Here is a 20,841-nt window from a genome sequence, read left to right on the forward strand (position 1 = left end):
CACGGCGAGGCGTTCCACGAGTTCGAACTGCAGACCGGCACGACGTCCCGCCCGTCGACCGAGGAGCTCTACCCGCTCACTCGAGGAGTGCGACGCGGCGTTCGCGACGTTCATCGGCGTCCCGTGGGAGGAGTCGATGCACTCCTGGTACAACTTCGCTCCGTCCGAGGGCAGCTGGGAGGACCAGCACGACCGCCGCGTGCTCTGCATCGCGTTCGACCCCGAGGGCCTCACGACGGGCACGCTCGCGGGCGTGGGCGAGGACCCGGCCACGGCCAACTGACGCCGGACCACGGCGTTCGAGGTACAGCCCCGCAGCGTGCGACGACGACCGGTGGTGGAGATGGGGGGAATTGAACCCCCGTCCATCGCTGAGATTCCACGCATTCTCCGGGCGCAGCCTGTGTGGCGTTCTGCTCGGCCCCGACCTTTGCCACAGGCATCCAAGTCGACAGGCCCAGCCTGAGTAAAGTCCCGCACGACGCTCAGGCGACGTCGTGCAGCGAGTTCCCTAGATGACGCCAGGGACCGGGGCGGGAACAGACCCGGACTGACGGACTAACGGGCTCGCTTAAGCAGCGAGGGCGTAGTCAGACTGCGGCTTATTGGCAGTTATTGGTTCGCAGAGGGCGTTTACGAGATAACTCTGCATCCTCGGCCCGCTTCTCGTGGGCACACAGGCAATGTCGAAACCGATCATCCCCATGAGCCGCCGAATGGCGGGTCGTCGTCGCACGCTGTGGAGTTGTCGTTTCCCGCGACCCCTCCGGGGTGCGCGGCCTTTCAGGATACAACCTCCCGCGCCGGTCCGCCATTCCGCCATGGCGCGTCGCACGGGCCCGAGGGCAGCGGATGCCTCGACGCCAGCCCGTCACACGTACGTAATGCGATCAACACATTGCGCACCTAGCGTCCATGCATGGGCACCACCGGAACCACCCGGCCGCAGCCGACGACGACGACGGGAGCAGCGGCATGATCGACCGCGTCGACCCGTTCATCGGAACCGAGGTCACCTCCCTCCCGGAGCAGACCGGACTCGCCGCGACCTGGTGGTGGGCGAAGCCCCAGGTGGGCAACACGCACCCCGGTGCGACCTACCCGCTCGGCATGGTGTCCGCCTGCGCGTACTCCGGCGCCTACCCCACGGGGTACGGGCGCTACGACCTCAACACGGAGGGCGTGCCCCGCACGATCCACGACGAGCCCGTGGCATCCGGCTTCACGCACTTCCAGCAGTCGGGCACGGGCGCGATCCGCAAGTACTACAACTACTTCCGCATCACGCCGATGCTGGAGCCCCTCGACGTGCTGGGCCGCACCTGGCGCATCGAGGACGAGGAGGCCGAGCCGGGGTACTACGCGGCGATGCTCGACTCGGGCGTGCGCTCGGAGACCACCGTCGGCCCCAAGAGCGCGGTGCACCGCTACACGTTCCCGCGGCACGACAACGCGCGCATCGTCATCGACTTCTCGCTGGGCGGGCTCTCGATCCCGTACGGCTCCACCATTCCGCTGCGCGCGCACCTCGAGACGGTGGCGCCCGGCATCGCCCAGGGCGAGATCGTCGTCGAGGGCACGCCGCTGTCGGTCTACATCGAGTGCGACGAGCACCTGTGGCGCCAGATGCTCTGGTACGACCGGCGGCTGATGCCCGGCGGCACACGCCTGGACTTCGACCACATCCGTCCGACGACGCTGCGCCCGTTCGGGCTCATGTGGGCGGGACCGAGCGAGGCGGGCCAGACCATCGAAATCCGCATCGGGTTCTCGCTGCGCGGCGTCGAGCAGGCCCGGGAGAACCTCCGTCGCGACTGCGGCTCGGGGGCGAACCGGTTCGGCTACCGCCGCGAGCGCACCCAGAAGGCGTGGCGCAAACAGCTGCGCTCGATCGCGATCGACACGCCGTCGGCCGAGCGGGAGACCGTGTTCAGCACGGCGCTGTACCACTCGCTGATCAAGCCGTGCCTCGCGCCGCAGGAGAGCCCGTTCTGGCCCACCGACGGACCGTTCGTGTTCGACCTCAGCACCATGTGGGACATCTACCGCACGCAGCTCCCGCTGATCACGGCACTCATGCCCGACCGTGCGGTCGAGCTCGGCAACGCCCTGCTGACCATCTGCGAGGAGGAGGGGAACTTCCCCATCGGGTACCGGATGGCGCGCGGCAGCGACCGGTTCTCCCGGCAGGGCAGCGCGCTCGCGCAGACCTTCCTCGCCGACCTCGCTCAGCTGAACCTGCCCGGCATCGACTGGGACTGGGCCCTCGTGCACATGCACAACGACCTCCGGCGCACCTACGGCGAGGACTTCCTGCTCCGCGGCGTCGCGCACCCCATCAGCCACACCCTCGACCTGGCGTTCGGGTACTGGTGCACCGCGAAGGTCGCGTCGAAGGTCGGCGACCGCGCGCTCGTGCGCGAGTTCGCCCCGCTCGCCGCGCAGTGGGTGAACGCGTTCGACGCGGCATCCGGCCTGCTCGTGGACTCGACGTTCTACGAGGGCAGCAAGCACAACTACTCGTTCCGGCTCGTGCACGACATGGCCGGCCGCATCGGGCTCGCGGGCGGCGACGACGCGTTCGTCGAGCTGCTGGACGCGTTCTTCGGGTACGGCGCCGACCCGGTGACCCAGCCGGGCGTCGACCCGGGCCCCGACGAGCTGGCCGCGGGCTACGCGCTCGGACGCTTCGAGGGGCTCAACAACGAGCCCGACATGGAGGCGCCCTGGTCGTACCACTACGCTGGGCGCCCCGACCGCACCGCCGAGGTCGTGCACGCGATCGTGCAGCAGCAGTTCGGCACCGGTCGCGGCGGACTGCCCGGCAACGACGACTCCGGCGGGCTCAGCTCCTGGTACGTCTGGGCGTCGCTCGGCGTGTTCCCCGTCGCCGGCCAGAACCGGTTCCTCGTCAACGCCCCGTCGTTCGCCGAGTCGGAGATCCGCATCGGCGGCGAGGAGTCGTTCTTCGTGCGCACCCGCGGGTTCCGCGAGCCCGAGCACGACGGGCCGCCGCAGTACGTGCAGTCGGCGACGCTCAACGGCGCGGCGCTCGAACGCACCTACCTGCGCGGCGACGAGCTCCATCGCGGCGGCGAGCTCGTGCTCGAGCTCGGCGACACGCCGTCGGCGTGGGGCACCCTCACCCGCCCGCCGTCCACCACCGTCCGCTGACCGAACCGCACCACCGCACGACCGCACCACCGCACCACCCGTCCACCGTCCGCACACAGCGAGCCCTCGCACCACCGCACCATCGAACACCGGAGGAAGCCATGGAGACCAAGCCCCGGAACCGTCTCGTCATCGTCAACCGCGCCGACCCCGTCATCTGCGGGCACTCGGTCGAGGGGCGGAATCTCGCCGAGACGGCCCGAGAACGCGGGTTCGACGAGGTGCGCATCGTGACATGGCCGATCGAGCGCCTGCAGGCGACGGGCCTGCCGCTGAAGCCCCTCGACGCGCTGCTGCCCTACGGCGACGGCATCTTCGTCGAGCGCCCCGAGCCGGTCGGCGACTACAAGGTGCCCGACGGCCGCTACCTCGCGGGCATCACCGGTCGCCTGATCGAGCTGTTCACCGACGGCGTGCCGACGGTGTGCCTGTCGCTGTACCTCAGCCCGCACACCGTGGCGGTCTCCGACGCGGTACGCGCGGCCTGGAGCACCGGCCTGCCGGTGAACGTGACGACCATCGCCGAGGCCGTCGGCTCGGACGTGACCAACGTCGTGCGCTCGTGCGTCGACAGCGGCCAGTTCGGGGCGGCCGCGCACATCCTGTCGAGCTACCTCAGCCAGGACCACTGCGTGGCGGTCTCGGAGTACACCCGCGACCTCATCGTCTCGTCGGCCGCGGAGATCGACGCGTTCCACGGCACCAAGTTCGCCGACCAGTGCCGCGAGCGCATCGAGATCTCCTACCCCGCGATCGACACCGACCAGTACCTCGACCTCGACGAGACCGAGCTCGACGCGCGTCTGGCCGCCCGCGGCCTGACCCGCGACGGGTACGTGCTGTTCCTGTCGCGCCTCACCAAGGCGAAGGGCGTCGACGACCTGATCGCGGGATTCGAGCGGAGCGCCGCGAGCACCAGCCAGCAGCTCGTGATCGCCGGCCGCGGACCGGAGGCGGAGGAGCTCCGCGCCATCGCCGCCGCGTCGCCGCTGGCCGACCGCATCCACTTCCTCGACGACGTCGACGACGCCGAGAAGCCGTTCCTCATGGCCGGCTGCTCGACCTACGTGCTGCCGAGCAAGCCGCGCCCGGAGTTCGTCGAGACCTTCGGCATCGCGCTGGCCGAGAAGATGCTCGCCGGCGGCGGCCCCGTCATCACGGCCGACACCGGCGGAATCCTGGAGGCCGTCGGCGACCACGCCACGATCATCCCGGTCGAGGACGCGGACGCGATCGCGCAGGCGATCGACGCGGCCGTCGTGGGCCTCAGCCCCGAGGACCGCCTCGCCCGCTCGCGCGCCGCGCGCGAGTACGCCCTCCAGTTCGACCGCAGGAACGTGTTCGACCGCCTGTTCACGGGTGCGGGCGCGCTGCCCGAGGTGCTGCCCGTCTGAGGCATCCGCCCCGCGTCCGGCCGGCGACCACCAGATCGCCGGCCGGACGCCTGCGGTCCGCCGCCGTCAGTCGCCGCGCACCAGCACGCGCTCGAGCGCGGCGAGCTCGTCGAGCGTGAGCCCGCCCGCGAGCAGGTACTCGCGCGTCGACCCGTGGCGGTGGTCGATCAGGTCGAGCGCCGAGGCGAGCGCCTCGCGCGGGCTGCCGCCCATGAGCATCCGCAGCCCCGGAGAGTCGGCGACCCCGTACTCCCCGAGCATCGCGACCATCTGCTCGAGCCACGGCCCGGCGAGGTACTGCTCCGTGCTCGCGTAGTCGTCGAGCACGAGGTCGCGGTCGACGCCGACGGCGAGCAGCGCGAGCGCGGTGACGACGCCGGTGCGGTCCTTGCCCGCGGTGCAGTGCACGATGACGGAGCGGCCGTCGGCGCGTGCGATCTCGCGCAGCGCATCGATCACGACCCCGGTGTGCTGGGTCACGATGCGGGCGTAGAGGGCGTCGAGCGTGATGCCGGGCTGCCCCGCCGATGCTCCGGACCCCTCGAACACCGGTAGACGCAGCAGTTCGACGTCGAGTCCGTCGAGGTCGTCGGGCCGGTTGGCGACCTCGTACTCGTCGCGCAGGTCGATGACGATGCCGACGCCGAGGTCGCGGAGCGCCTGCCGCCCCGGATCGCCGAGCGCGTGCAGCGCGTCGGAGCGGAACAGCACGCCCTCGCGCACCGTGCCCGTCGCGGCGGGCAGGGGCCCGACCTCGCGGAAGTTCACGGTGCCGGGGATGTCGAGTCGGGTCGAGGCGTTCATCGAGTCGAGCCTAACCCGCGCGCTGGGCAGCGCGGTCGGGCCCGTTCATGCCTCCATCCCCTCCAGCGCCGCCCGGAACTCGGCGGCGACGACTGCCGGCGACACGGCCGACGCGTGCTCGCGCGCGTCCGCGCCCCGCTCCGGCTCAACGTGCGCGGCGAGCGCCGCCTCGCGCAGCCCGTCGGCGAAGTCATCGTCGTCGAGCACCGTCACCCAGCTGCGCTCTGCGAGGTGCGCACGTCCGCGCCCCGCACTCACCGCGGCGGGTACGCCGAACGTCGCGGCGACCTCGACGAGGGAGAGGTTCAGCGCATCGGCGCCGTACGGCAGCACGAGCAGGTCGGCGGCGAGCATCCAGCGCTGCATGTCGGCGTCGTCGACGCGGCCGAGCGACACCGTCACGCCCGGTCCGGCCGCACGGAGCATCCGCTCCTCCTCGCCGCCGAACCCCTCGGCGGGTTCCCCAGCCAGCAGCAGGCGGAAGCGCGCGTCGGACGCGTGGATGCGCCGGAACGCCTCGACGAGGCGGTCGACGCCCTTGTAGGCGCGCAGCCGGCCGACGAAGGCGACCACGATCTCGTCCTCGCCCAGCCCGAACGCGGCACGCGCGGCAGGTCGTGGGATCGTCTCGGGCAGCCACCCCAGGTAGCTCGGGTGCGCGATCCGCACGACCCGCCTCGGATCGATCGGGTACAGGCCCGCCGTCAGCCGCACCGTCTCGGGGTTCATGATGGTCACGAGGTCGGCGTTCGCGGCGAGCCAGCGCGACAGCGCCAACTCGGGCGCGACGTGCCGGGTCTCGTGCGGCAGCACGTTGTGCACCGTCCAGACGATGCGCCCGCCGCGCTGCTGCAGTGCGACCATCGCAGCGATCGCGTCGCGGACCGCGACGGCGGCATCCTCCAGCCGATCGGCACGCTGGCTCGTGGCCGACGTCCAGTTGACGTGCAGCACGTCCCCCGCGCCGAGCGCACGCAGGCCCGCGGCGTCGAGGCCCGCTGCGGCATCGACGACCCATCCGTTGCCCGGCAGGTCGTCGTACATGATCGCCTGCCAGTGGTTGTCGGCCCAGTACGGGAACGCGAGCAGCATCCGCTCGCTCCGCGGTGCAGAACCGGCACCGTCGCCACGCAGCCGCCGCCGCAGACGGCCGAGCATCGGTCGCACCCGGCTGGGAGCGGCACGCAGTGCGGCCGCGAACGCGCGGCGCCGCACGGCGGGCTCCGCGGCGGCGGCCACGGCCATGACCTCTGCGACGACGCGATCCGTGAGCTCGTCGGAGCTGAGGCGCGACTCGTCGGGAGGTGGCATCCGAAGCGGTCCTCCCGGGTCGCGGAGCACAGGCTGCGGTCAGTCTAGCGACGCATCGGGCCGCCCCGCAGGCTACTCCCCCAGGTGCCGACGGCTCGCGATGGCACGGTCGGCCTCGCGCTTGTCCTGCTTCTCGCGCAGCGCCTGCCGCTTGTCGTACTCGCGCTTGCCCTTCGCGACCGCGATCTCGACCTTCGCGCGGCCGTCGGAGAAGTACAGCTTCAGGGGGACGAGCGTGTAGCCGCCCTCCTTGGTCTTGTGGCTGATCTTCACGATCTCCTGCTTGTGCAGCAGCAGCTTGCGCTTGCGCCGGGGCGAGTGGTTGTTCCACGTGCCCTGCGTGTACTCGGGGATGTGCACGGCGTCGAGCCACGCCTCGCCGCCGTCGATGAAGGCGTAGCCGTCGACGAGCGAGGCCCGTCCCTGGCGCAGCGACTTCACCTCGGTGCCGCTCAGCACGATGCCGGCCTCGTAGGTGTCCTCGATGAGGTAGTCGTGACGGGCCCGCCGGTTGGTGGCCACGACGTTCTGGCCGCGTTCCTTGGGCACGATCACTCCGCTTCTGTCCGGTGCCCCACGCGGGGCAGCCTCACAGTCTAACGGCTACACGCGGAGGTAGCGCGCGATCGCGATGTACGCCGAGATCGCCGCCAGCACGACGCCCGCCACGAGCAGCAACGGCACGACGACGAGCGCGTCCCCCAGCCCGACGAGCGCGGTGAACGTGAGTCTGGACGACAGGTAGCCCTGCACGAAGAACTGCACGATGCCGACGACCGCGCCGCCCGCGAGCAGCGACCCGATGAGCGCGGCGAACACGCCCTCGAGCACGAAGGGCGTCTGGATGAAGCGGTTCGACGCGCCGACGAGTCGCATGATGCCGAGCTCGCGCCGCCGCGAGTAGGCCGAGAGCCGGATGGTCGTGGCGATCAGCAGCGTCGCCGCGACGAGCATGACGAGCGCGACGCCGATCGCGGTGTAGCTCGCCGCGTTCAGCACCGAGAAGATCTGGTCGAGGTAGCGCCGCTGGTCGACGACCTGCTCGACGCCGGGCACGCCCGACAGGCTCTCGGCGATGACCGCCGACTGCGACGGGTCGACGAGGTTGATCCAGTACGTCTCGTTCAGCACCTCGGGCGTGACGTAGTCGGCCGCGGGGGTGCCCTCGAACTGCTCCTGGAAGTTCTCGTACGCCTGGTCGTGGTCCTCGAAGTAGAACTCGTCGATGAACGGCGCGAGCGTGTCCGACTCGAGCTGCGCCTCGATGGCGTCGCGCTGCTCCTCTGTCGCCTCGCCGTCGGTGCAGGTCGTGCCGGGCGACACCGCCGTGCAGAGGTACACCGCGACCTGGGCGCGGTCGTACCAGTAGTTCTTCATCTGAGCGATCTGCAGCTGCAGCAGCGCCGCGGTGCCGACGAACGTGAGCGAGACGAACGTGACGAGCACGACCGACACCACCATCGAGGCGTTGCGCCGCAGCCCGCTCGCCGCCTCGCCGAGCACGAGTCCGAGCCTCATTTCGTCGGTCCCACTTCCTGCTCGTCGTCGCCCTTCTTGGCCCCTGACGCGCGGAGCCCGAGACGTTCGGCGAGGGTCATCTGCTGCGCCACCTCGGGCGTCGGCTCGGCGTGCGAGACGGCCGAGATCACCTGGTCGGCACCGGATGCCTCCTCGCCCGCGCCGTCCTCCCGCGCCGCGGCCTCGGGGTCGGCCAGGTCGACGACGCCCGTGGCGGTGGCGGTCACGCGTGCGGCGGCATCCGTCACCTCGTCGCCCTCCTCGGGCTCGACGTACAGCGGCTTCGCCTGCTCCATCGCGGCGACCGGCACCTTCGGCGCGGCGACCCGCAGCTCCTCCGCGTGCCCGTAGCCGCCCTGACGGTCGTCGCGCACGACGGTGCCGGCGGAGAGCTCGATCACGCGGCGCTGCATCTGGTCGACGATGCCCGCCTCGTGGGTCGCCATGACGATGGTCGTGCCGCCCTGCGAGATGCGCTCGAGCAGCGTCATGATGCCGGCGCTCGTCACGGGGTCGAGGTTGCCGGTCGGCTCGTCGGCGAGCAGGATCTGCGGCTTGTTCACGATGGCGCGGGCGATGGCGACCCGCTGCTGCTCGCCGCCGGAGAGCTCGTGGGGCATCCGCTTCGACTTCTCGTCGAGGCCGACGAGCTTCAGCGTCTCGGGCACGGCCGACTGGATGAACCCGCGCGACTTGCCGATGACGCGCAGCGAGAACGCGACGTTGTCGTAGACGTTCTTGTTCGGCAGCAGGCGGAAGTCCTGGAACACCACGCCGAGGCTGCGCCTGAAGTAGGGCACCTTGCGGCTGGAGATCTGCCCCAGGTTCTGCCCGAGCACGTGGATGGTGCCCGCCGACGGCTTCTCCTCCTTGAGGATCAGGCGCAGGAAGCTCGACTTGCCCGACCCCGAGGCCCCGACGAGGAACACGAACTCGCCCTTCAGGATCTCGACGTCGATGTCGTCGAGCGCCGGCCGCGGGTTGCCGGGGTACCGCTTGGTCACGGAGTCGAATCGGATCATCGGGACGAGCCTAGGCAGCGACCCGCCGTGTGTCAGCAGCGACGCGCGTGTCGTGCGCGAGCCTGTGCAGTTCATGCGAGGTTCATGTGCGGCCGGTACGGTGCCGCCATGAGCTCGCGCGACGCGGTGGTCGTCTCCCTCGGTTCGGTGCTGGTCGGCCTCGGCGCGGCCGCCATGGTGTTCGCGATCGACGTCTGGTCGGCGTACGAGCGGGCGGATGCCGCGATGCAGCCGTACCTCGTCAGCGGGCCGAACGCCGCCGGGGTGCAGTGGGTGTGGCTCGTCGCGCTGGCGGTCGCGGTGGCGGCCGTCGTCGTCGGACGGGGCCGGCGGATGCGGCTGCTCGCGCCGCTCGTCGTCGTGCTCGCCGTGAACCCGCTGACCGAGTTCTTCGTGCTGACGCCGCTCACCGGCACCTGGGACGAGCCGATCTGGTACGGCACGCTGCAGGCGGCCGCGATGCTCGTCGCGGGCGCACTGGTGATCGTCGCCGCGTGGCGTCGGGTGCGAGCGGATGCTGCTGCCGCGGACGCCGGCTCAGGGGCATCCGCCCCCGCCGCTGTCGCCCGAGACGCCTAGGCCGGCTGCGCCTGCTGCTGCTTGCGCCAGCGGATGCCGGCGGCGATGAAGCCGTCGAGGTCGCCGTCGAACACGTTCGTGGGGTTGTTGACCTCGTACTCGGTGCGGAGGTCCTTCACCATCTGGTACGGCGCGAGCACGTAGGAGCGCATCTGGTCGCCCCAGCTCGCGGTGATGGTGCCGGCGAGCTCCTTCTTCTTCGCGGCCTCCTCCTCGCGCTGCTGGAGCAGCAGGCGCGACTGGAGCACGCGCATCGCGGCGGCGCGGTTCTGGATCTGCGACTTCTCGTTCTGCATCGACACGACGATGCCGGTCGGGAGGTGCGTGATGCGCACGGCGGAGTCGGTGGTGTTGACCGACTGGCCGCCGGGACCCGACGAGCGGAAGACGTCGATGCGGATGTCGTTCTCGGGGATCTCGACCTCGACGGCCTCCTCCATGAGGGGGATGACCTCGACGGCGGCGAAGCTCGTCTGCCGCTTGCCCGCGGAGTTGAAGGGGCTCATGCGCACCAGGCGGTGCGTGCCGGCCTCGACCGAGAGGGTGCCGAACGCGTACGGCGCGTCGACCTCGATGGTCGCCGACTTGATGCCCGCCTCCTCGGCGTAGCTGGTGTCGAGCACCTTCGCCGGGTACTTGTGCTGCTCGGCCCAGCGCAGGTACATGCGCAGCAGCATCTCGGCGAAGTCGCTCGCGTCGACGCCGCCGGCGCCCGCGCGAATGGTGATGACCGCGGACTTCGGGTCCCACTCGCCGTCGAGGAGCGTCTGCACCTCGAGGTCGCCGATGGTCTTGGTGAGCGCGGCGAGCTCGTCGCGCGCCTCGGCGGCGCTGTCCTCGTCGCCCATCTCGTTGGCGAGCTCGACGAGCACCTCGAGGTCGTCGAGCCGCTGGTCGACCTTCTTCACCCGCGCGAGGTCGGCCTGCTTGTGGCTCAGGGCACTGGTGACCTTCTGGGCGTGGTCGACGTCGTCCCACAGATCGGGCGCGCCGGCCTGCTCGCTGAGGTCGGCGATCTCCGACTCGAGCCGGTCGACGTCGACGACGGCGCGGATGTCACGGAAGGTGGTGCGCAGGGCGGTGATCTCCTGCGAGAGGTCAAGTTCCAACATGTCGCCGTCCAGCCTACCGGCGCGCGGCGGTGCGCATGGTGCGCGCCGGTCCTGCGCCCATCTGAGGGCCGAATCTCGTCTGAGGGCCGAATCTTCGGCCCTCAGACTAAGAATCGGCACTCAGCCGGTCACTCCGGGGGCGCGCACGGCTCACTCGGGCTGGCAGGACGTCCCTCCCAGCACGACCGGAATCTCGTCACCGGTGTTCGCCGTCGCGATCGCGCCGGTGATCTGCTCGCCGAGGGTGAAGCCGGTCACCTCGCCCGCGAGTTCTGTCGACCAGGCGCTCCCCGCGTCGAGCACGGTGGAGACCTGCACCGCTCCGAGGTTCGTCTCGAACGTGACGGTGACCGCCACATCCGACCATGCAGGGTCGGGCTCGCTGAGCTCGAGCCGGATGTCGCACGCGCTGGTCGGTCCAGTGGTGATCGCATCTTCGGCGAGGACGAGGAGTCGCGCATCGGTCACGGCGACGATGCTGCCACCCTGCGCCCCGTAGCCCACGCACGCCTCCTCGGACTCGAACGGGGTGAGCGGGTCGGACGACGGCGCGAGTTCCTCCCAGGCACCCTGGTTGCACAGCTTCGCCACGGCGGAGTTGCCGCCGGGCCCGCCGTGGCCGTTGCCACCTTTCGCGCCGGTGAGCGCGACGGTGAAGGTGATCGCCAGCAGCAGCGCGAGCACGATGACGACGGGCCTGGTCAGACGTTGGGTCACGAGCACTTGGGGACACTCCTTCGTATCGACACCGCACGTCGGGGGCGACGACCGTCGTGACGACGTTCCGATCCCCCGTCCCGGACCCTACTCTCCGACGGACACGTTCGTCCAGATCACACCGGAGATCGAGTGACGCGCGGGCACGGCCCTCAGCCGACCGGGAAGGCGTCGAGGCGGGCGCTGGCCACGAGGTCGGCGAGCGCCGCACGGCCGTGCACCCCGGTGCGGGCGGCGATGCGCTCGAGGTGGCGCTTGACCGTGTGCGGTGAGAGGAACAGCCGCTCTGCGACCTCGCCGTTCGAGGCGCCTGCCGCGACCTCGGCGAGCACCTCGTGCTCGCGCTCGCTGAGGATCGCCACGAACACGGGGGCTGCGATCCACTGGTCGGCGAACACGGGCGCGATCTGTCGCACGCGCAGTTCGGCGACCAGCGCCTCCCGCGATCGTCCCGCCGCGCGATGCAGTGCATGGGAGCGAACGCATGCCTCCCAGGCGATCGAGTCCGCCCCGAACTCCGCCGCGCGCAGCGCCACCGCGTCCAGCCCCGCGGCATCCGCCTCGATCACGGCCCGCGCCTCGTCGGCCATGATTCGCGGCAGGCCGCCGCTCGGAATGTCGGCGATGCGAGCGATCTCGTCCATCCGCTCGACGTCACCCACGTCGCCCGGCCCCAGCATCACGCGCTCGCGGCGGCAGAGCAGTTCGTAGAGCCGCGTGTGCTGCCGCATGGCGACCTCCACGCCCCGATCGAGGTGCGCGGAGACCGCCGGCAGGCCCTGCGTGCGGAATGCGATGCGCGCAGACGCGAGGTGCCGCAGCGGCTCGCTCTGCGCGCGGCCGTCGGCGATCGGCTGCTCCAGATCATCGAGCACGCGCGCGAGGTCCGCCGGGGGGCGCACCAGCGACGCGGCGGCGACGGCGTACTCGGCGAGCACCACCGGCGCGTGGATGCGGTGCGCGCCGGCGCGCGCCGACCACTCCGTCTCGACGAGGGCGCGTGCCGTCTCCCGTGCGCGGCCGCGACGCGCCTCGATCAGCACCTCCGCACTCGGCACGAGGATCTCACCCGACGGGTTGCCGCTGCGGGAGGCGAGGTCGAACAGCATCCGCCAGACCGCTCGCGACGCCTGCGTGCCGGACGCCCAGGTCGCGAGCGTGACGTGCAGCTGCAGCATCCGGAGCGTGTCGTACATCCGCTGGCCGGGCACGTCGCGGAGGCGTTCCGCGATGGCCATGCCCGCGCCGACGTGACCGGTCTTCCAGGCGCTCGCCAGCGCGTCCGTCGCGACGACGCCCGCGGCACCCCAGGGCAGGTCCCGGTCGAACGCGTGATCGCGGAAGAACTCCCAGAGCGGGTCCATCGGCTCGACGAACATGCGCGCGCGGGCCTCGTACGCCGCCACGGCGTCTCGGGGGCGGCCCGTGAGGCACGCCTCCGCAGCGACCGCCACGTCGCGGGCGGCGACCACGTCGTGGCCGAACTCGAACCGGGCACGCGATTCAGCGCACGCGACCTCGCCGATCTCGTCCTCACCCGCCGCGAGCGCACGGGCCTCGTCGAACAGTCGATCCGCCGTGGCCCAGTCCTGCGTCATCGCGGTGAGCTCGGCGGAGAGCGAGAGCGTGCGCGCGGATCGGTCGGCGTTCGCGAGGGCCGTCGCGATCACGCGAGCGAGGTCGACGCGTTGCACCGAGAGCGCACGCTCGAGGGCGCGTCTGAGCCCGGCCGGATCTGGCGTTCCCCCGCTCTCGAGGAGGAGCACCGCCGATCGGGCCGGATCGTCGCCCTCGAACGCCTCCGCGAGCGCGACGCGCACGATGTCGAGCGCCTCCGCGTCGAGCGTCGCCGTCGCGACCTCGCCGTGGAGCGGGTGCCCGAGCTCGACGCCGCCGGGCCCGTCGACCGCCATCCCCCGTTCGCGCAGCGACTCGAGACCGGCCGTCGTGACGACCCGCTCCAGCACCTCCAGTGGGACCGGCTGGGCGAGCTCCAACGCAGCGAGCGCACGGAGCGAGGCATCGTCGAGGCGGGCGACCTGTGCGCCGATCACCTCTCGCAGCCGGGGCGGAGCGGCGACCGCCGCGTCGACCGTCAGCCGTGCCTCGCCGTGCTCCACCACCAGGTCGCCGTCCTCGACCGCCGCGCCCACGAGTTCCCGGACGCACAGCGGCAGCCCACGAGCGGCGTCGACGATCCATCGCTCGGCACGGGGGTCGATGTCGGCGCCCACGAGCAGCGAGGCGATCTCCACCACCGCATCGGGCGCGAGCGGCTCGATCTCGTGACGCTCGATCAGCTCGTCCTTCCAGAGCATCGTGAACGACTCCGGGCACCGCTCGCCCGCGCGCAGGGTGACGATCGCACCGCATCCGATCACGTCCACGAGGTGGGCGATCACCCGGGCAGACTCGTCGTCGAAGAGGTGGGCGTCGTCGACGACCAGCAGTTGCGGCCTGCTGCGGCGGCGTTCGCGCAGCACCGAGATCGCCGACGCGGTCGGGTCGGCGCCCGCCGGCGCCCCGACCGCCTCGAAGATCGTGCCGAGCGGCATCGACGCGACGGATGCGGCGCCGCGGATGCGGTACACGTCCGCGTCCGTCCGCTCATCGCCCGCGGCGTGGGCGAGGCGGGTCTTGCCGATGCCGGCCGGGCCGACCAGCAGCGCGCCGCGGTCGCGCAGCGCGGAGCGGATGCCGGCGAGCTCGGCGTCTCGACCGACCAGGGGCACGGCGCGCGCTCGAGCGCGGCGACCGGGCCCGCCCGCCCGGGGCGTCTCTCGCGCCATCCGCCCTCCCGCGATAGTGAGGAGTTTTCGATTTCTTCACCACGCTACCGACGGCGCGCCCGACAGCGCGTGCCCCAGTTCGAGCGACATTGGGTCACTCGCCTCCTCCGATTGGGCCTCCCGTCAGCTGCCCTCGTCGCGCCACGGCACGCAGACTCGGAGCACCGCCCCACGGTTCCCCCCAGCACCGGGAGCACCAGATGATCCACCCAGCACGTACCCAGACGTCCATGTCGCCGTCCACCCGAGCACGGCGCCACGATCGCCGACTGCGACGCGCCATCGCGGTCGTCCCGATCGTGATCGCGCTCGCCGGATGCGACATGGTCACCGCGCAGCCCGACACGACCGCCCCGACCCCGCCCGGAGATCGGGGGATGGGCGGAGGTTCGGTCGCCGTCAGCCTGCGCTGAACCGCACCCGCCGCCGGAACGGCCTACAGGGGTGGCTCCCCCGGCGGCGGGTGCGGTGCGCCCGCGCGGAGATCTCGTCAGTCGCCGCCGTCATCGCGCTTCGCGCGCCGCGCGGCGCGCTCGGCGGCGCGATCCTCGCCGACGGTGAGCGATGCGTCGCCCGAGGCGGTGTGGTGCGGGTTGGGCGGCCCGGGCTTCTCGATGTGACCGGGCTCCAGCGTGCGGGTGACGTCCTCGGCGGTCACGACCTTGATGGTGCCCGTCGCGGTCTCGTACCACTCGACCAGTTCGGGATCGGTGCTGTCGAAGCCCGCACCGGCGCCCTCGTCCTCGGCGACCTCGGTCGAACCGAACACGAAGTCGTCGCCGTGCTTGGCGATGCCGAGTCGCACGCCCTGGGCGATGGCGGCCTTCGCGTATCTGCGCCGCAGCATGTACGGATCGGTTCGCAGATCCTTCGCCCACGCGATCATGATGCCGATCAGCACCACCGCGAACGGCAACGCCGTCACCACCATGATCGACTGCAGGCCAGACAGCGCCGTGTCGCCGCCCACGAGCAGCAGCGCGAGCGCGGCCGCACCGAGCAGCACGCCCCAGGTCACCGTGACCCAGGTGGAGGGTTCGGGCTTGCCGCGCTGGCTCATCGACCCCATCACGATCGCGGCCGAGTCGGCGGACGTCACGAAGAACAGCACGATCGAGATCATCGCGAGCACTGACACGATCGCCCCGAACGGCAGGTTCGAGAGCACCGCGAACAGCGCTCCGTCGGAGCCCGCCTCGCTGATGCCGAGGCCCTGCTCCTCGAAGAGCATCGCCGTGCCGCCGAGGATGGCGAACCACACGATGCAGACCGCCGACGGCACGAGGATCACGACGGTCGCGAACTGGCGCAGCGTGCGCCCGCGCGAGATCTTCGCGATGAACATGCCCACGAAGGGCGACCACGAGATCCACCACGCCCAGTAGTAGTTCTGCCACGAGGCCATGAACGACGCCGCGTCCTCGCCCTGCGCCGGGTTGCGCGTGAGCATGATCCAGAGGTCGCCGAAGAACGCCGACATGCTCGCCGGAATGAGGTTGAGCAGGAACAGGGTCGGCCCCGCGATGAAGACGAAGATGCCGATGACGCCCGCGACCACCATGTTGACGTTCGAGAGCGCGCGGATGCCCCGCTTGATGCCGGACACCGCCGAGACCACGAACGCCGCCGTGAGCAGCGTGATGATCACGATGATCGCCCCGTTGCCGAACGGTCCAGCACCGGTGACGACCTCGAGGCCGCTGGCGATCTGCAGGGTGCCCATGCCGAGCGTGACGCCCGTGCCGAAGAGCGTCACGATGATCGCGAAGATGTCGATGACGCTGCCGAGCGGCCCGTCGGTCTTCTCACCGAAGATCGGGTGGAAGATCGCGGAGATGAGCGGTGCGCGCCCGCGGCGGTACGCCGCGTAGGCGATCGCCCCGCCCACGACGGCGTAGAACGCCCACGCGAGCGGGCCCCAGTGCAGGTTCGCCTGGGCGAGCGCGTCGAACATCGCCTCGCGGCTGCCCGCCTCGGAGTCGAACCCGGGCGGCACCGTGTTGAAGAACGCCAGCGGCTCGGCCGGGCCCCAGAAGAGCAGCCCGATGCCCATGCCTGCGGCGAACAGCATCGCGATCCACGACACCGTGGAGAACTCCGGCGCCTCATCGTCGGCGCCGAGGCGGATGCCGCCGGTGCGCCCGTAGCCCACCGCCATCATGAAGCCGAAGCAGATGATCGCGAGCGCCGAGAACAGCCATCCGAAGTTGGTCGTGACCCAGCCCAGCGATGCGGAGCCGGCCGCGCCCATGCCCTCGGGGTCGGCGAATCCCCAGATCACGACGGCCAGCACGAGGGCACCGGCGATGCCGAAGACGATCCAATTCGTACTGAACTTGCGTGGAGTGTCCTCCACGCCGATTCCAGGGATCAGTGCCGGATGCAGGAACTCCCGCAGGATCTTCTTCGGCTTCTTCTCCGGCGGCTGGTTGCCTGGAGGGGCGGGTCGATCGGTTGTGGTCATCGGGAAACTCCCTGCGGCCGACTCCGCTGTCGACGGCCGACTTCCTCTTCGACGGTGGATGATCCCCACCCACCCTAGCGAGGTGCGTTTCGGCGGCCGCCGGCGCGACGGCGGCGCGGCGGGAGGAGGGTGGTGGTTCGGCCGACGTCAGCCTGTGCCGAATCGCACCGGCGACTGCGGCGTCGTGTCCACCTGGAGCTGGAAGAGGTCGGGCCGGGAGTAGTGGCCGGTGACGTCGAACCACACGCGCGGCAGCCGGCACTTCGCGAGGTCGAGGTCGGCGACGAGGAGGCCGCGGCCCTGGTGCATGGGGCCGGCGATCGCGGGGCCGAACGGTTCGTAGACGACCGCGTCGCCGGGGCTGATCCACTCCTCCTCGCCCTCGTCGCCCATCAGCCGGTCGCGGAACGGCAGGTCGTCGGGCAGATCGCGCAGCTGCCAGCTCGTCGAGCCGCCGAGCACGTAGGCACAGCTCTCACGCGCGATGTGCTGCAGGGTCGCGTGCCAGCCGTCCCCCTCGTCGGCGGTCGGCGCGACGTAGATCTCCGGCATCTGCGCGTACAGCGCGTACCGCGCGAGCGGCATGAGGTTCTCCCAGCACAGCAGCGCCCCCACGCGACCGACGGCCGTCTCGACGACACGGATCGTCGAGGCATCCCCGAACCCCCAGACCATGCGCTCCGGGAACGTCGGCATGACCTTGCGGTGGTTGTTGAGGATCGTGCCGTCGGCGTCGATGATCGCCACGCTGTTGAAGATCGTGCCGCTGCGCGCGCGGTCGACCTCCTGGTGCGCCGCGACCACCACCACGCCGTGCTCCCGGGCCGCCCGCCGCACCGGTGCGAGGCCATCGGATGCCAGGTCGACGGCGTTGTCCTGCAGGCGCGCGATGAGCGCGTGCACGACGTCTTCCTCGCCCTCCGGGCGCGTGCGCTGGATCCAGACCGGGTAGCCGGGGAACCACGCCTCGGGGAAGACGACGAGGCTCGCGCCGAGGCCGGCGGCCTCCTCGATGTGCCGCACGGCGTGCTCGAGCGTGCGTTCGAGGTCGAGGAACACGGGCGGGTACTGCACGATCGCGGCCTTCATGCGCGATCACCTCCGAGGGGATCGGTCGTGCGCTCGGTCGGGACGTTACTCCTCGTTCACGTCGCCCGCCGCCCCACTTCTGGGGGAACTTCACGCCGTCCCGGGCTCGCATCCGTGAGCGGGAGCCGGGACGCGCAGGCTACGCGGCCGCCATCGCGGGGCGCGGTGGCGCCCCGCGGAGCCGTCGTTCGACGGGCTTCTCGAGCGTGTAGTAGGCGAGCGCGGACACTGCGATGGCTACGACGATGAACAGCGAATCCACCGCGACCCTGACCGGCAGATCGGCGGTCTGCAGCCCGGGGAACGCCGCGTGGACGAGCACCGCGAGCAACCAGTGCGTGAGGTAGAGCGCGAACGACCACTCGCCGAGCAGTCGCAGGGGCCGGCTCACGAGCAGTCCCGCCTTGCCCGAGAGGTCGGCACTCGCCGCGGTGGCGATCAGCAGCAGGATGCACGGGAGCAGCAGCGCGTCCTCGACGCCGTGGCCGAAGGCGACGCCGAGCCAGCGCTGGGCGCCGAACACGGCCACGTACGCCACGGCGACCACGGTCGCCGCCAGCCAGATCGGCTGGTCGAAGCGCCGACCGGTCGACATCCAGTGCGCAAGAACGACCCCGGCGAGGAATCCCAGGAACCGGAAGGGTGGGAACACGTAGAGCAGGAACCGTGCCGGCTCGCCGCCGCCGACCGCGACGGTGACCGCGATGCTGACGACGATTCCGGCGACCACGAGCGCGATCAGCAACGCGCGCGCGCCTCGTGCGCCGAGGCGGCGCACCAGCGGGATCGCGAAGGGGAACAGCAGGTAGAACAGCAACTCGCACGCGAGCGACCAGCTCGGGGCGTTCATGCCGAAGTAGATGTCCGGATCGGGCACCCACGACTGCACGAGCAACACGTTCGAGACGACCTCGACCGTGGTGAACCCGACGCCGGCGACGAGCAGCACCGGGATGGAGACGAGGAACGTCGCGAAGTGCAGCGGATAGACCCGCGCGAATCGCTTCCGGTAGAACCGCGAGATCGGGTCACCGGGCGTGTGCGACCACGTCAGGATGAATCCGGAGAGGGCGAAGAAGAAGCCGACGCCGGCCGTCCCCATCGTCGCGAGCGGCGAGAGCACCGGGATCGGTGCGACATCTCTCGTGACGTGGTTGAGCACTACCACCAGGGCAGCGAAGAAGCGCAGCGATGTCAGGCGATGGAGGTAGACGCGCGGCGCAGGCGGGCTCACAGCGGGGAGCGTAGCGAGGAAGTGTCACGTACTCGTTTCGCGCGTCCACAAGCCCGCCCTCCCCACGCCACCCTCGGTGGCAGACCAGCCGGTCAGCCCGAGAACACCGAGCGGGCGACGCTCGTCACGTCGATCGGCACCTCGGCGGGCAGCCACTCCCCCAGGATCGGCGCGCGCCAGGTCGTGCCGAGGGTGACGGTCGCACTACGGCCGTCGGTGCTGGTGGCGCGCAGGACGCGCACCTCGTCACGTGCTCCGACGCTCGCCGCGAGGTGCTCGGCGACGGCCGCCGACACGTCGTCGGGGTCGAGTTCGACCACGAGCCGGTCACCCTCGCGCCGAACGTCGGCCAGCACGAACGCCTCCGCGCCGGCGAGCGCGGCGCCGTCCGCGATCGTGAAGAGACGCTTGCGCTCGAGGTACAGCGACGTCGCCCCGATGGTCACGACGATGACCGCGAGCCCCAGCACGCAGCATCCGATCGTGAGCAGCAGCGTCGACCCCGACTCGTCACGCGCGAGGCGGTCGCGCAACACCCGCATCATCCGGCCCCGGCGAACCGCGATACGGGCACGGTGGCGGATGCCTCGACGGGCACGCTCGCCCGCTCCCGCATCGCCAGCACGGGCGGTACCAGCGGCAAGGTCACGTCGGCGCGTACGACGAGCGTCACGCGCGACCCGGACTCGAGGCATCCACCCTCGCAGTGCAGCGAGACGGATGCGGCGGAGCGCTCGATCCCGTAGTCGGCCAGCGCGACCGCGACGGCGCGCTCGACCGCATCACGGCCCGCTGCGTCATCGGGCGCGAGCGAGTACACGCGCGCCGCATGCCGGGCAGCACCCTCGGTGGCGAGCACCCCAGCCTGCACCGCACCGACCGCAAGCACGAGGTACACGAGCGGCACCAGCAGGATGAGTCCGACCGTGACGAACTCGAGCGACGCCGACCCCGTCTCGTCGCCGAGCAGGTCGGGCCTCCGAGGGCGGCCGGCACCGGTCATCCGTACGCCTCCACCACCGCGTGCCCGCGCACGTCGAGCGCGGCCTCCAGCCCGATGAGGCCCACGAGGGGCAAGGTCGCCCGCACGCGCACCTCGACCACCTCCGACCCGCCCGCCGCCGAGAGCGATGCCGTGACGTCCCGCGCGTAGCCCTCGGACACCGCCGCGCCGATCAACTCGCGCGTGCGCAGCACCCCATCGGCGGCACCGTTGCCCGCGAGCGCCGCGTATCGCGCCCCCTCGGCAGCCGCGTCGAGCACGGTGTTGCGCACGTGCAGCGCGAGCGCGAGCTGCACCACGGCGAGCGCCAGCCCCACGAGCAGCACCGTGACGAGCATCGACTCGACGAGCGCCGAACCCCGCTCGTCGGCGAGCCGACCGAGCCGAAGCGGTATCAGAAGCCCATCACGCGGTCGATCGCCGCGTCGAACACCCCGCCGAGCGCCGGCCCTGCGAGTCCCCAGAGCACGATGACGAGCCCCGCGGTCATGAGCGTGATCAGCACCCACCCCGGCACGTCGCCCCGCTCCTCGTCGATCGTCCGTCGCAGCGCCTCGCGCATCCGTTCCGTCCTCTCCCGCCGCGGCATCCGCCGTCGGCTCCCATCGGGTCACGTGTCTCGTCGTTCCAC

20 protein-coding genes and 1 other RNA gene are annotated in these 20,841 nt (G+C 71.2%); 5 read left to right on the forward strand and 16 right to left on the reverse strand.

What is annotated here, in order from left to right:
* Positions 1–136: 136 nt before the first annotated feature.
* Positions 137–283 carry a hypothetical protein gene (locus tag ABZK10_RS15960; RefSeq protein ID WP_353810273.1) on the forward strand — a complete coding sequence of 49 codons (147 nt, stop codon included), beginning with the start codon at positions 137–139 and terminating at the stop codon, positions 281–283.
* 52 nt (positions 284–335) lie between these two features.
* Here ABZK10_RS15960 and ssrA read toward each other — a convergent pair.
* Positions 336–704, reverse strand: a transfer-messenger RNA (tmRNA) gene (gene ssrA, locus ABZK10_RS15965).
* Positions 705–915: 211 nt separating this feature from the next.
* On the opposite strand from ssrA, the gene ABZK10_RS15970 reads away from it, so the two are divergent.
* Both ABZK10_RS15970 and ABZK10_RS15975 read left to right on the forward strand, forming a co-directional pair.
* Complete coding sequence (locus tag ABZK10_RS15970; RefSeq protein WP_353810274.1) at positions 916–3,174, forward strand: glycoside hydrolase domain-containing protein; 2,259 nt, start codon at positions 916–918, stop codon at positions 3,172–3,174.
* A 101-nt stretch (positions 3,175–3,275) separates the two neighbouring features.
* Positions 3,276–4,568 carry a glycosyltransferase gene (locus tag ABZK10_RS15975; protein WP_353810275.1) on the forward strand — a complete coding sequence of 431 codons (1,293 nt, stop codon included), beginning with the start codon at positions 3,276–3,278 and terminating at the stop codon, positions 4,566–4,568.
* A gap of 66 nt (positions 4,569–4,634) precedes the next feature.
* On the opposite strand, the gene ABZK10_RS15980 is transcribed toward ABZK10_RS15975, so the two are convergent.
* The 5 genes from ABZK10_RS15980 to ftsE all read right to left on the reverse strand — a co-directional run bounded on the left by ABZK10_RS15980 (position 4,635) and on the right by ftsE (position 9,223).
* On the reverse strand, positions 4,635–5,372 hold the full coding sequence (locus ABZK10_RS15980) for a tyrosine-protein phosphatase (protein ID WP_353810276.1): 738 nt from the start codon (positions 5,370–5,372) through the stop codon (positions 4,635–4,637).
* 45 nt (positions 5,373–5,417) lie between these two features.
* Positions 5,418–6,683 (reverse strand): glycosyltransferase family 4 protein, encoded by a 1,266-nt coding sequence (locus ABZK10_RS15985; RefSeq protein WP_353810277.1) that lies wholly within the window; start codon positions 6,681–6,683, stop codon positions 5,418–5,420.
* Positions 6,684–6,755: 72 nt separating this feature from the next.
* The gene (gene smpB, locus ABZK10_RS15990) at positions 6,756–7,232 is read right to left on the reverse strand and encodes an SsrA-binding protein SmpB (protein WP_353810278.1); all 477 of its coding nucleotides are present in this window, start codon (positions 7,230–7,232) and stop codon (positions 6,756–6,758) included.
* A gap of 54 nt (positions 7,233–7,286) precedes the next feature.
* Positions 7,287–8,201, reverse strand: a complete 915-nt coding sequence (gene ftsX, locus ABZK10_RS15995; protein ID WP_353810279.1) for a permease-like cell division protein FtsX — start codon at positions 8,199–8,201, stop codon at positions 7,287–7,289.
* Complete coding sequence (ftsE, locus tag ABZK10_RS16000; RefSeq protein WP_353810280.1) at positions 8,198–9,223, reverse strand: cell division ATP-binding protein FtsE; 1,026 nt, start codon at positions 9,221–9,223, stop codon at positions 8,198–8,200. Before ftsE ends, ftsX begins: the two co-directional genes overlap by 4 nt.
* 108 nt (positions 9,224–9,331) lie before the next feature.
* Here ftsE and ABZK10_RS16005 point away from each other — a divergent pair, with 108 nt between their 5' ends.
* The gene (locus ABZK10_RS16005) at positions 9,332–9,802 is read left to right on the forward strand and encodes a hypothetical protein (RefSeq protein ID WP_353810281.1); all 471 of its coding nucleotides are present in this window, start codon (positions 9,332–9,334) and stop codon (positions 9,800–9,802) included.
* Here ABZK10_RS16005 and prfB read toward each other — a convergent pair.
* The 3 genes from prfB to ABZK10_RS16020 all read right to left on the reverse strand — a co-directional run bounded on the left by prfB (position 9,799) and on the right by ABZK10_RS16020 (position 14,363).
* Positions 9,799–10,914 carry a peptide chain release factor 2 gene (prfB, locus tag ABZK10_RS16010; protein WP_353810282.1) on the reverse strand — a complete coding sequence of 372 codons (1,116 nt, stop codon included), beginning with the start codon at positions 10,912–10,914 and terminating at the stop codon, positions 9,799–9,801. The two genes, ABZK10_RS16005 and prfB, sit on opposite strands and share 4 nt — an antisense overlap.
* A gap of 150 nt (positions 10,915–11,064) precedes the next feature.
* Positions 11,065–11,637, reverse strand: coding sequence for a hypothetical protein (locus ABZK10_RS16015; protein ID WP_353810283.1), 573 nt, complete (start codon positions 11,635–11,637; stop codon positions 11,065–11,067).
* Positions 11,638–11,783: 146 nt separating this feature from the next.
* Entirely contained in the window at positions 11,784–14,363 is a 2,580-nt protein-coding gene (locus ABZK10_RS16020) for a helix-turn-helix transcriptional regulator (protein ID WP_353810284.1), read from the reverse strand.
* Between the two features lie 287 nt (positions 14,364–14,650).
* On the opposite strand from ABZK10_RS16020, the gene ABZK10_RS16025 reads away from it, so the two are divergent.
* Complete coding sequence (locus ABZK10_RS16025; RefSeq protein WP_353810285.1) at positions 14,651–14,833, forward strand: hypothetical protein; 183 nt, start codon at positions 14,651–14,653, stop codon at positions 14,831–14,833.
* Positions 14,834–14,910: 77 nt separating this feature from the next.
* Here ABZK10_RS16025 and ABZK10_RS16030 read toward each other — a convergent pair whose 3' ends face one another.
* The 7 genes from ABZK10_RS16030 to ABZK10_RS16060 all read right to left on the reverse strand — a co-directional run bounded on the left by ABZK10_RS16030 (position 14,911) and on the right by ABZK10_RS16060 (position 20,772).
* Positions 14,911–16,884: a BCCT family transporter gene (locus ABZK10_RS16030; protein WP_353810286.1), complete on the reverse strand. Its 1,974-nt coding sequence runs from the start codon at positions 16,882–16,884 to the stop codon at positions 14,911–14,913.
* A gap of 147 nt (positions 16,885–17,031) precedes the next feature.
* The gene (locus ABZK10_RS16035; RefSeq protein WP_353810287.1) at positions 17,032–17,973 is read right to left on the reverse strand and encodes a carbon-nitrogen hydrolase family protein; all 942 of its coding nucleotides are present in this window, start codon (positions 17,971–17,973) and stop codon (positions 17,032–17,034) included.
* A gap of 139 nt (positions 17,974–18,112) precedes the next feature.
* Positions 18,113–19,207, reverse strand: coding sequence for an acyltransferase family protein (locus ABZK10_RS16040; protein ID WP_353810288.1), 1,095 nt, complete (start codon positions 19,205–19,207; stop codon positions 18,113–18,115).
* A 92-nt stretch (positions 19,208–19,299) separates the two neighbouring features.
* Positions 19,300–19,749, reverse strand: a complete 450-nt coding sequence (locus tag ABZK10_RS16045) for a pilus assembly protein TadG-related protein (RefSeq protein ID WP_436408545.1) — start codon at positions 19,747–19,749, stop codon at positions 19,300–19,302.
* Positions 19,749–20,210 carry a hypothetical protein gene (locus tag ABZK10_RS16050; RefSeq protein ID WP_353810290.1) on the reverse strand — a complete coding sequence of 154 codons (462 nt, stop codon included), beginning with the start codon at positions 20,208–20,210 and terminating at the stop codon, positions 19,749–19,751. The genes ABZK10_RS16045 and ABZK10_RS16050 overlap by 1 nt, the downstream gene beginning before the upstream one ends.
* Entirely contained in the window at positions 20,207–20,608 is a 402-nt protein-coding gene (locus ABZK10_RS16055; RefSeq protein ID WP_353810564.1) for a TadE/TadG family type IV pilus assembly protein, read from the reverse strand. The genes ABZK10_RS16050 and ABZK10_RS16055 overlap by 4 nt, the downstream gene beginning before the upstream one ends.
* Positions 20,605–20,772 carry a hypothetical protein gene (locus tag ABZK10_RS16060; protein WP_353810291.1) on the reverse strand — a complete coding sequence of 56 codons (168 nt, stop codon included), beginning with the start codon at positions 20,770–20,772 and terminating at the stop codon, positions 20,605–20,607. The genes ABZK10_RS16055 and ABZK10_RS16060 overlap by 4 nt, the downstream gene beginning before the upstream one ends.
* Between the last annotated feature and the right edge of the window lie 69 nt (positions 20,773–20,841).

The organism is Agromyces sp. SYSU T00194 (assembly GCF_040496035.1).
Taxonomy (GTDB): Bacteria; Actinomycetota; Actinomycetes; order Actinomycetales; family Microbacteriaceae; genus Agromyces; species Agromyces chitinivorans.

Bases quoted from the DNA above. Each gene is read 5' to 3' on its own strand.
- ABZK10_RS15960 (WP_353810273.1), top strand. From the start codon at position 137: ATGCACTCCTGGTACAACTTCGCTCCGTCCGAGGGCAGCTGGGAGGAC.
- ABZK10_RS15970 (WP_353810274.1), top strand. From the start codon at position 916: ATGCATGGGCACCACCGGAACCACCCGGCCGCAGCCGACGACGACGAC.
- ABZK10_RS15975 (WP_353810275.1), top strand. From the start codon at position 3,276: ATGGAGACCAAGCCCCGGAACCGTCTCGTCATCGTCAACCGCGCCGAC.
- ABZK10_RS15980 (WP_353810276.1), bottom strand. From the start codon at position 5,372: ATGAACGCCTCGACCCGACTCGACATCCCCGGCACCGTGAACTTCCGC.
- ABZK10_RS15985 (WP_353810277.1), bottom strand. From the start codon at position 6,683: ATGCCACCTCCCGACGAGTCGCGCCTCAGCTCCGACGAGCTCACGGAT.
- ftsX (WP_353810279.1), bottom strand. From the start codon at position 8,201: ATGAGGCTCGGACTCGTGCTCGGCGAGGCGGCGAGCGGGCTGCGGCGC.
- ftsE (WP_353810280.1), bottom strand. From the start codon at position 9,223: ATGATCCGATTCGACTCCGTGACCAAGCGGTACCCCGGCAACCCGCGG.
- ABZK10_RS16005 (WP_353810281.1), top strand. From the start codon at position 9,332: ATGAGCTCGCGCGACGCGGTGGTCGTCTCCCTCGGTTCGGTGCTGGTC.
- prfB (WP_353810282.1), bottom strand. From the start codon at position 10,914: ATGTTGGAACTTGACCTCTCGCAGGAGATCACCGCCCTGCGCACCACC.
- ABZK10_RS16025 (WP_353810285.1), top strand. From the start codon at position 14,651: ATGTCGCCGTCCACCCGAGCACGGCGCCACGATCGCCGACTGCGACGC.
- ABZK10_RS16030 (WP_353810286.1), bottom strand. From the start codon at position 16,884: ATGACCACAACCGATCGACCCGCCCCTCCAGGCAACCAGCCGCCGGAG.
- ABZK10_RS16035 (WP_353810287.1), bottom strand. From the start codon at position 17,973: ATGAAGGCCGCGATCGTGCAGTACCCGCCCGTGTTCCTCGACCTCGAA.
- ABZK10_RS16045 (WP_436408545.1), bottom strand. From the start codon at position 19,749: ATGCGGGTGTTGCGCGACCGCCTCGCGCGTGACGAGTCGGGGTCGACG.
- ABZK10_RS16050 (WP_353810290.1), bottom strand. From the start codon at position 20,210: ATGACCGGTGCCGGCCGCCCTCGGAGGCCCGACCTGCTCGGCGACGAG.
- ABZK10_RS16060 (WP_353810291.1), bottom strand. From the start codon at position 20,772: ATGCGCGAGGCGCTGCGACGGACGATCGACGAGGAGCGGGGCGACGTG.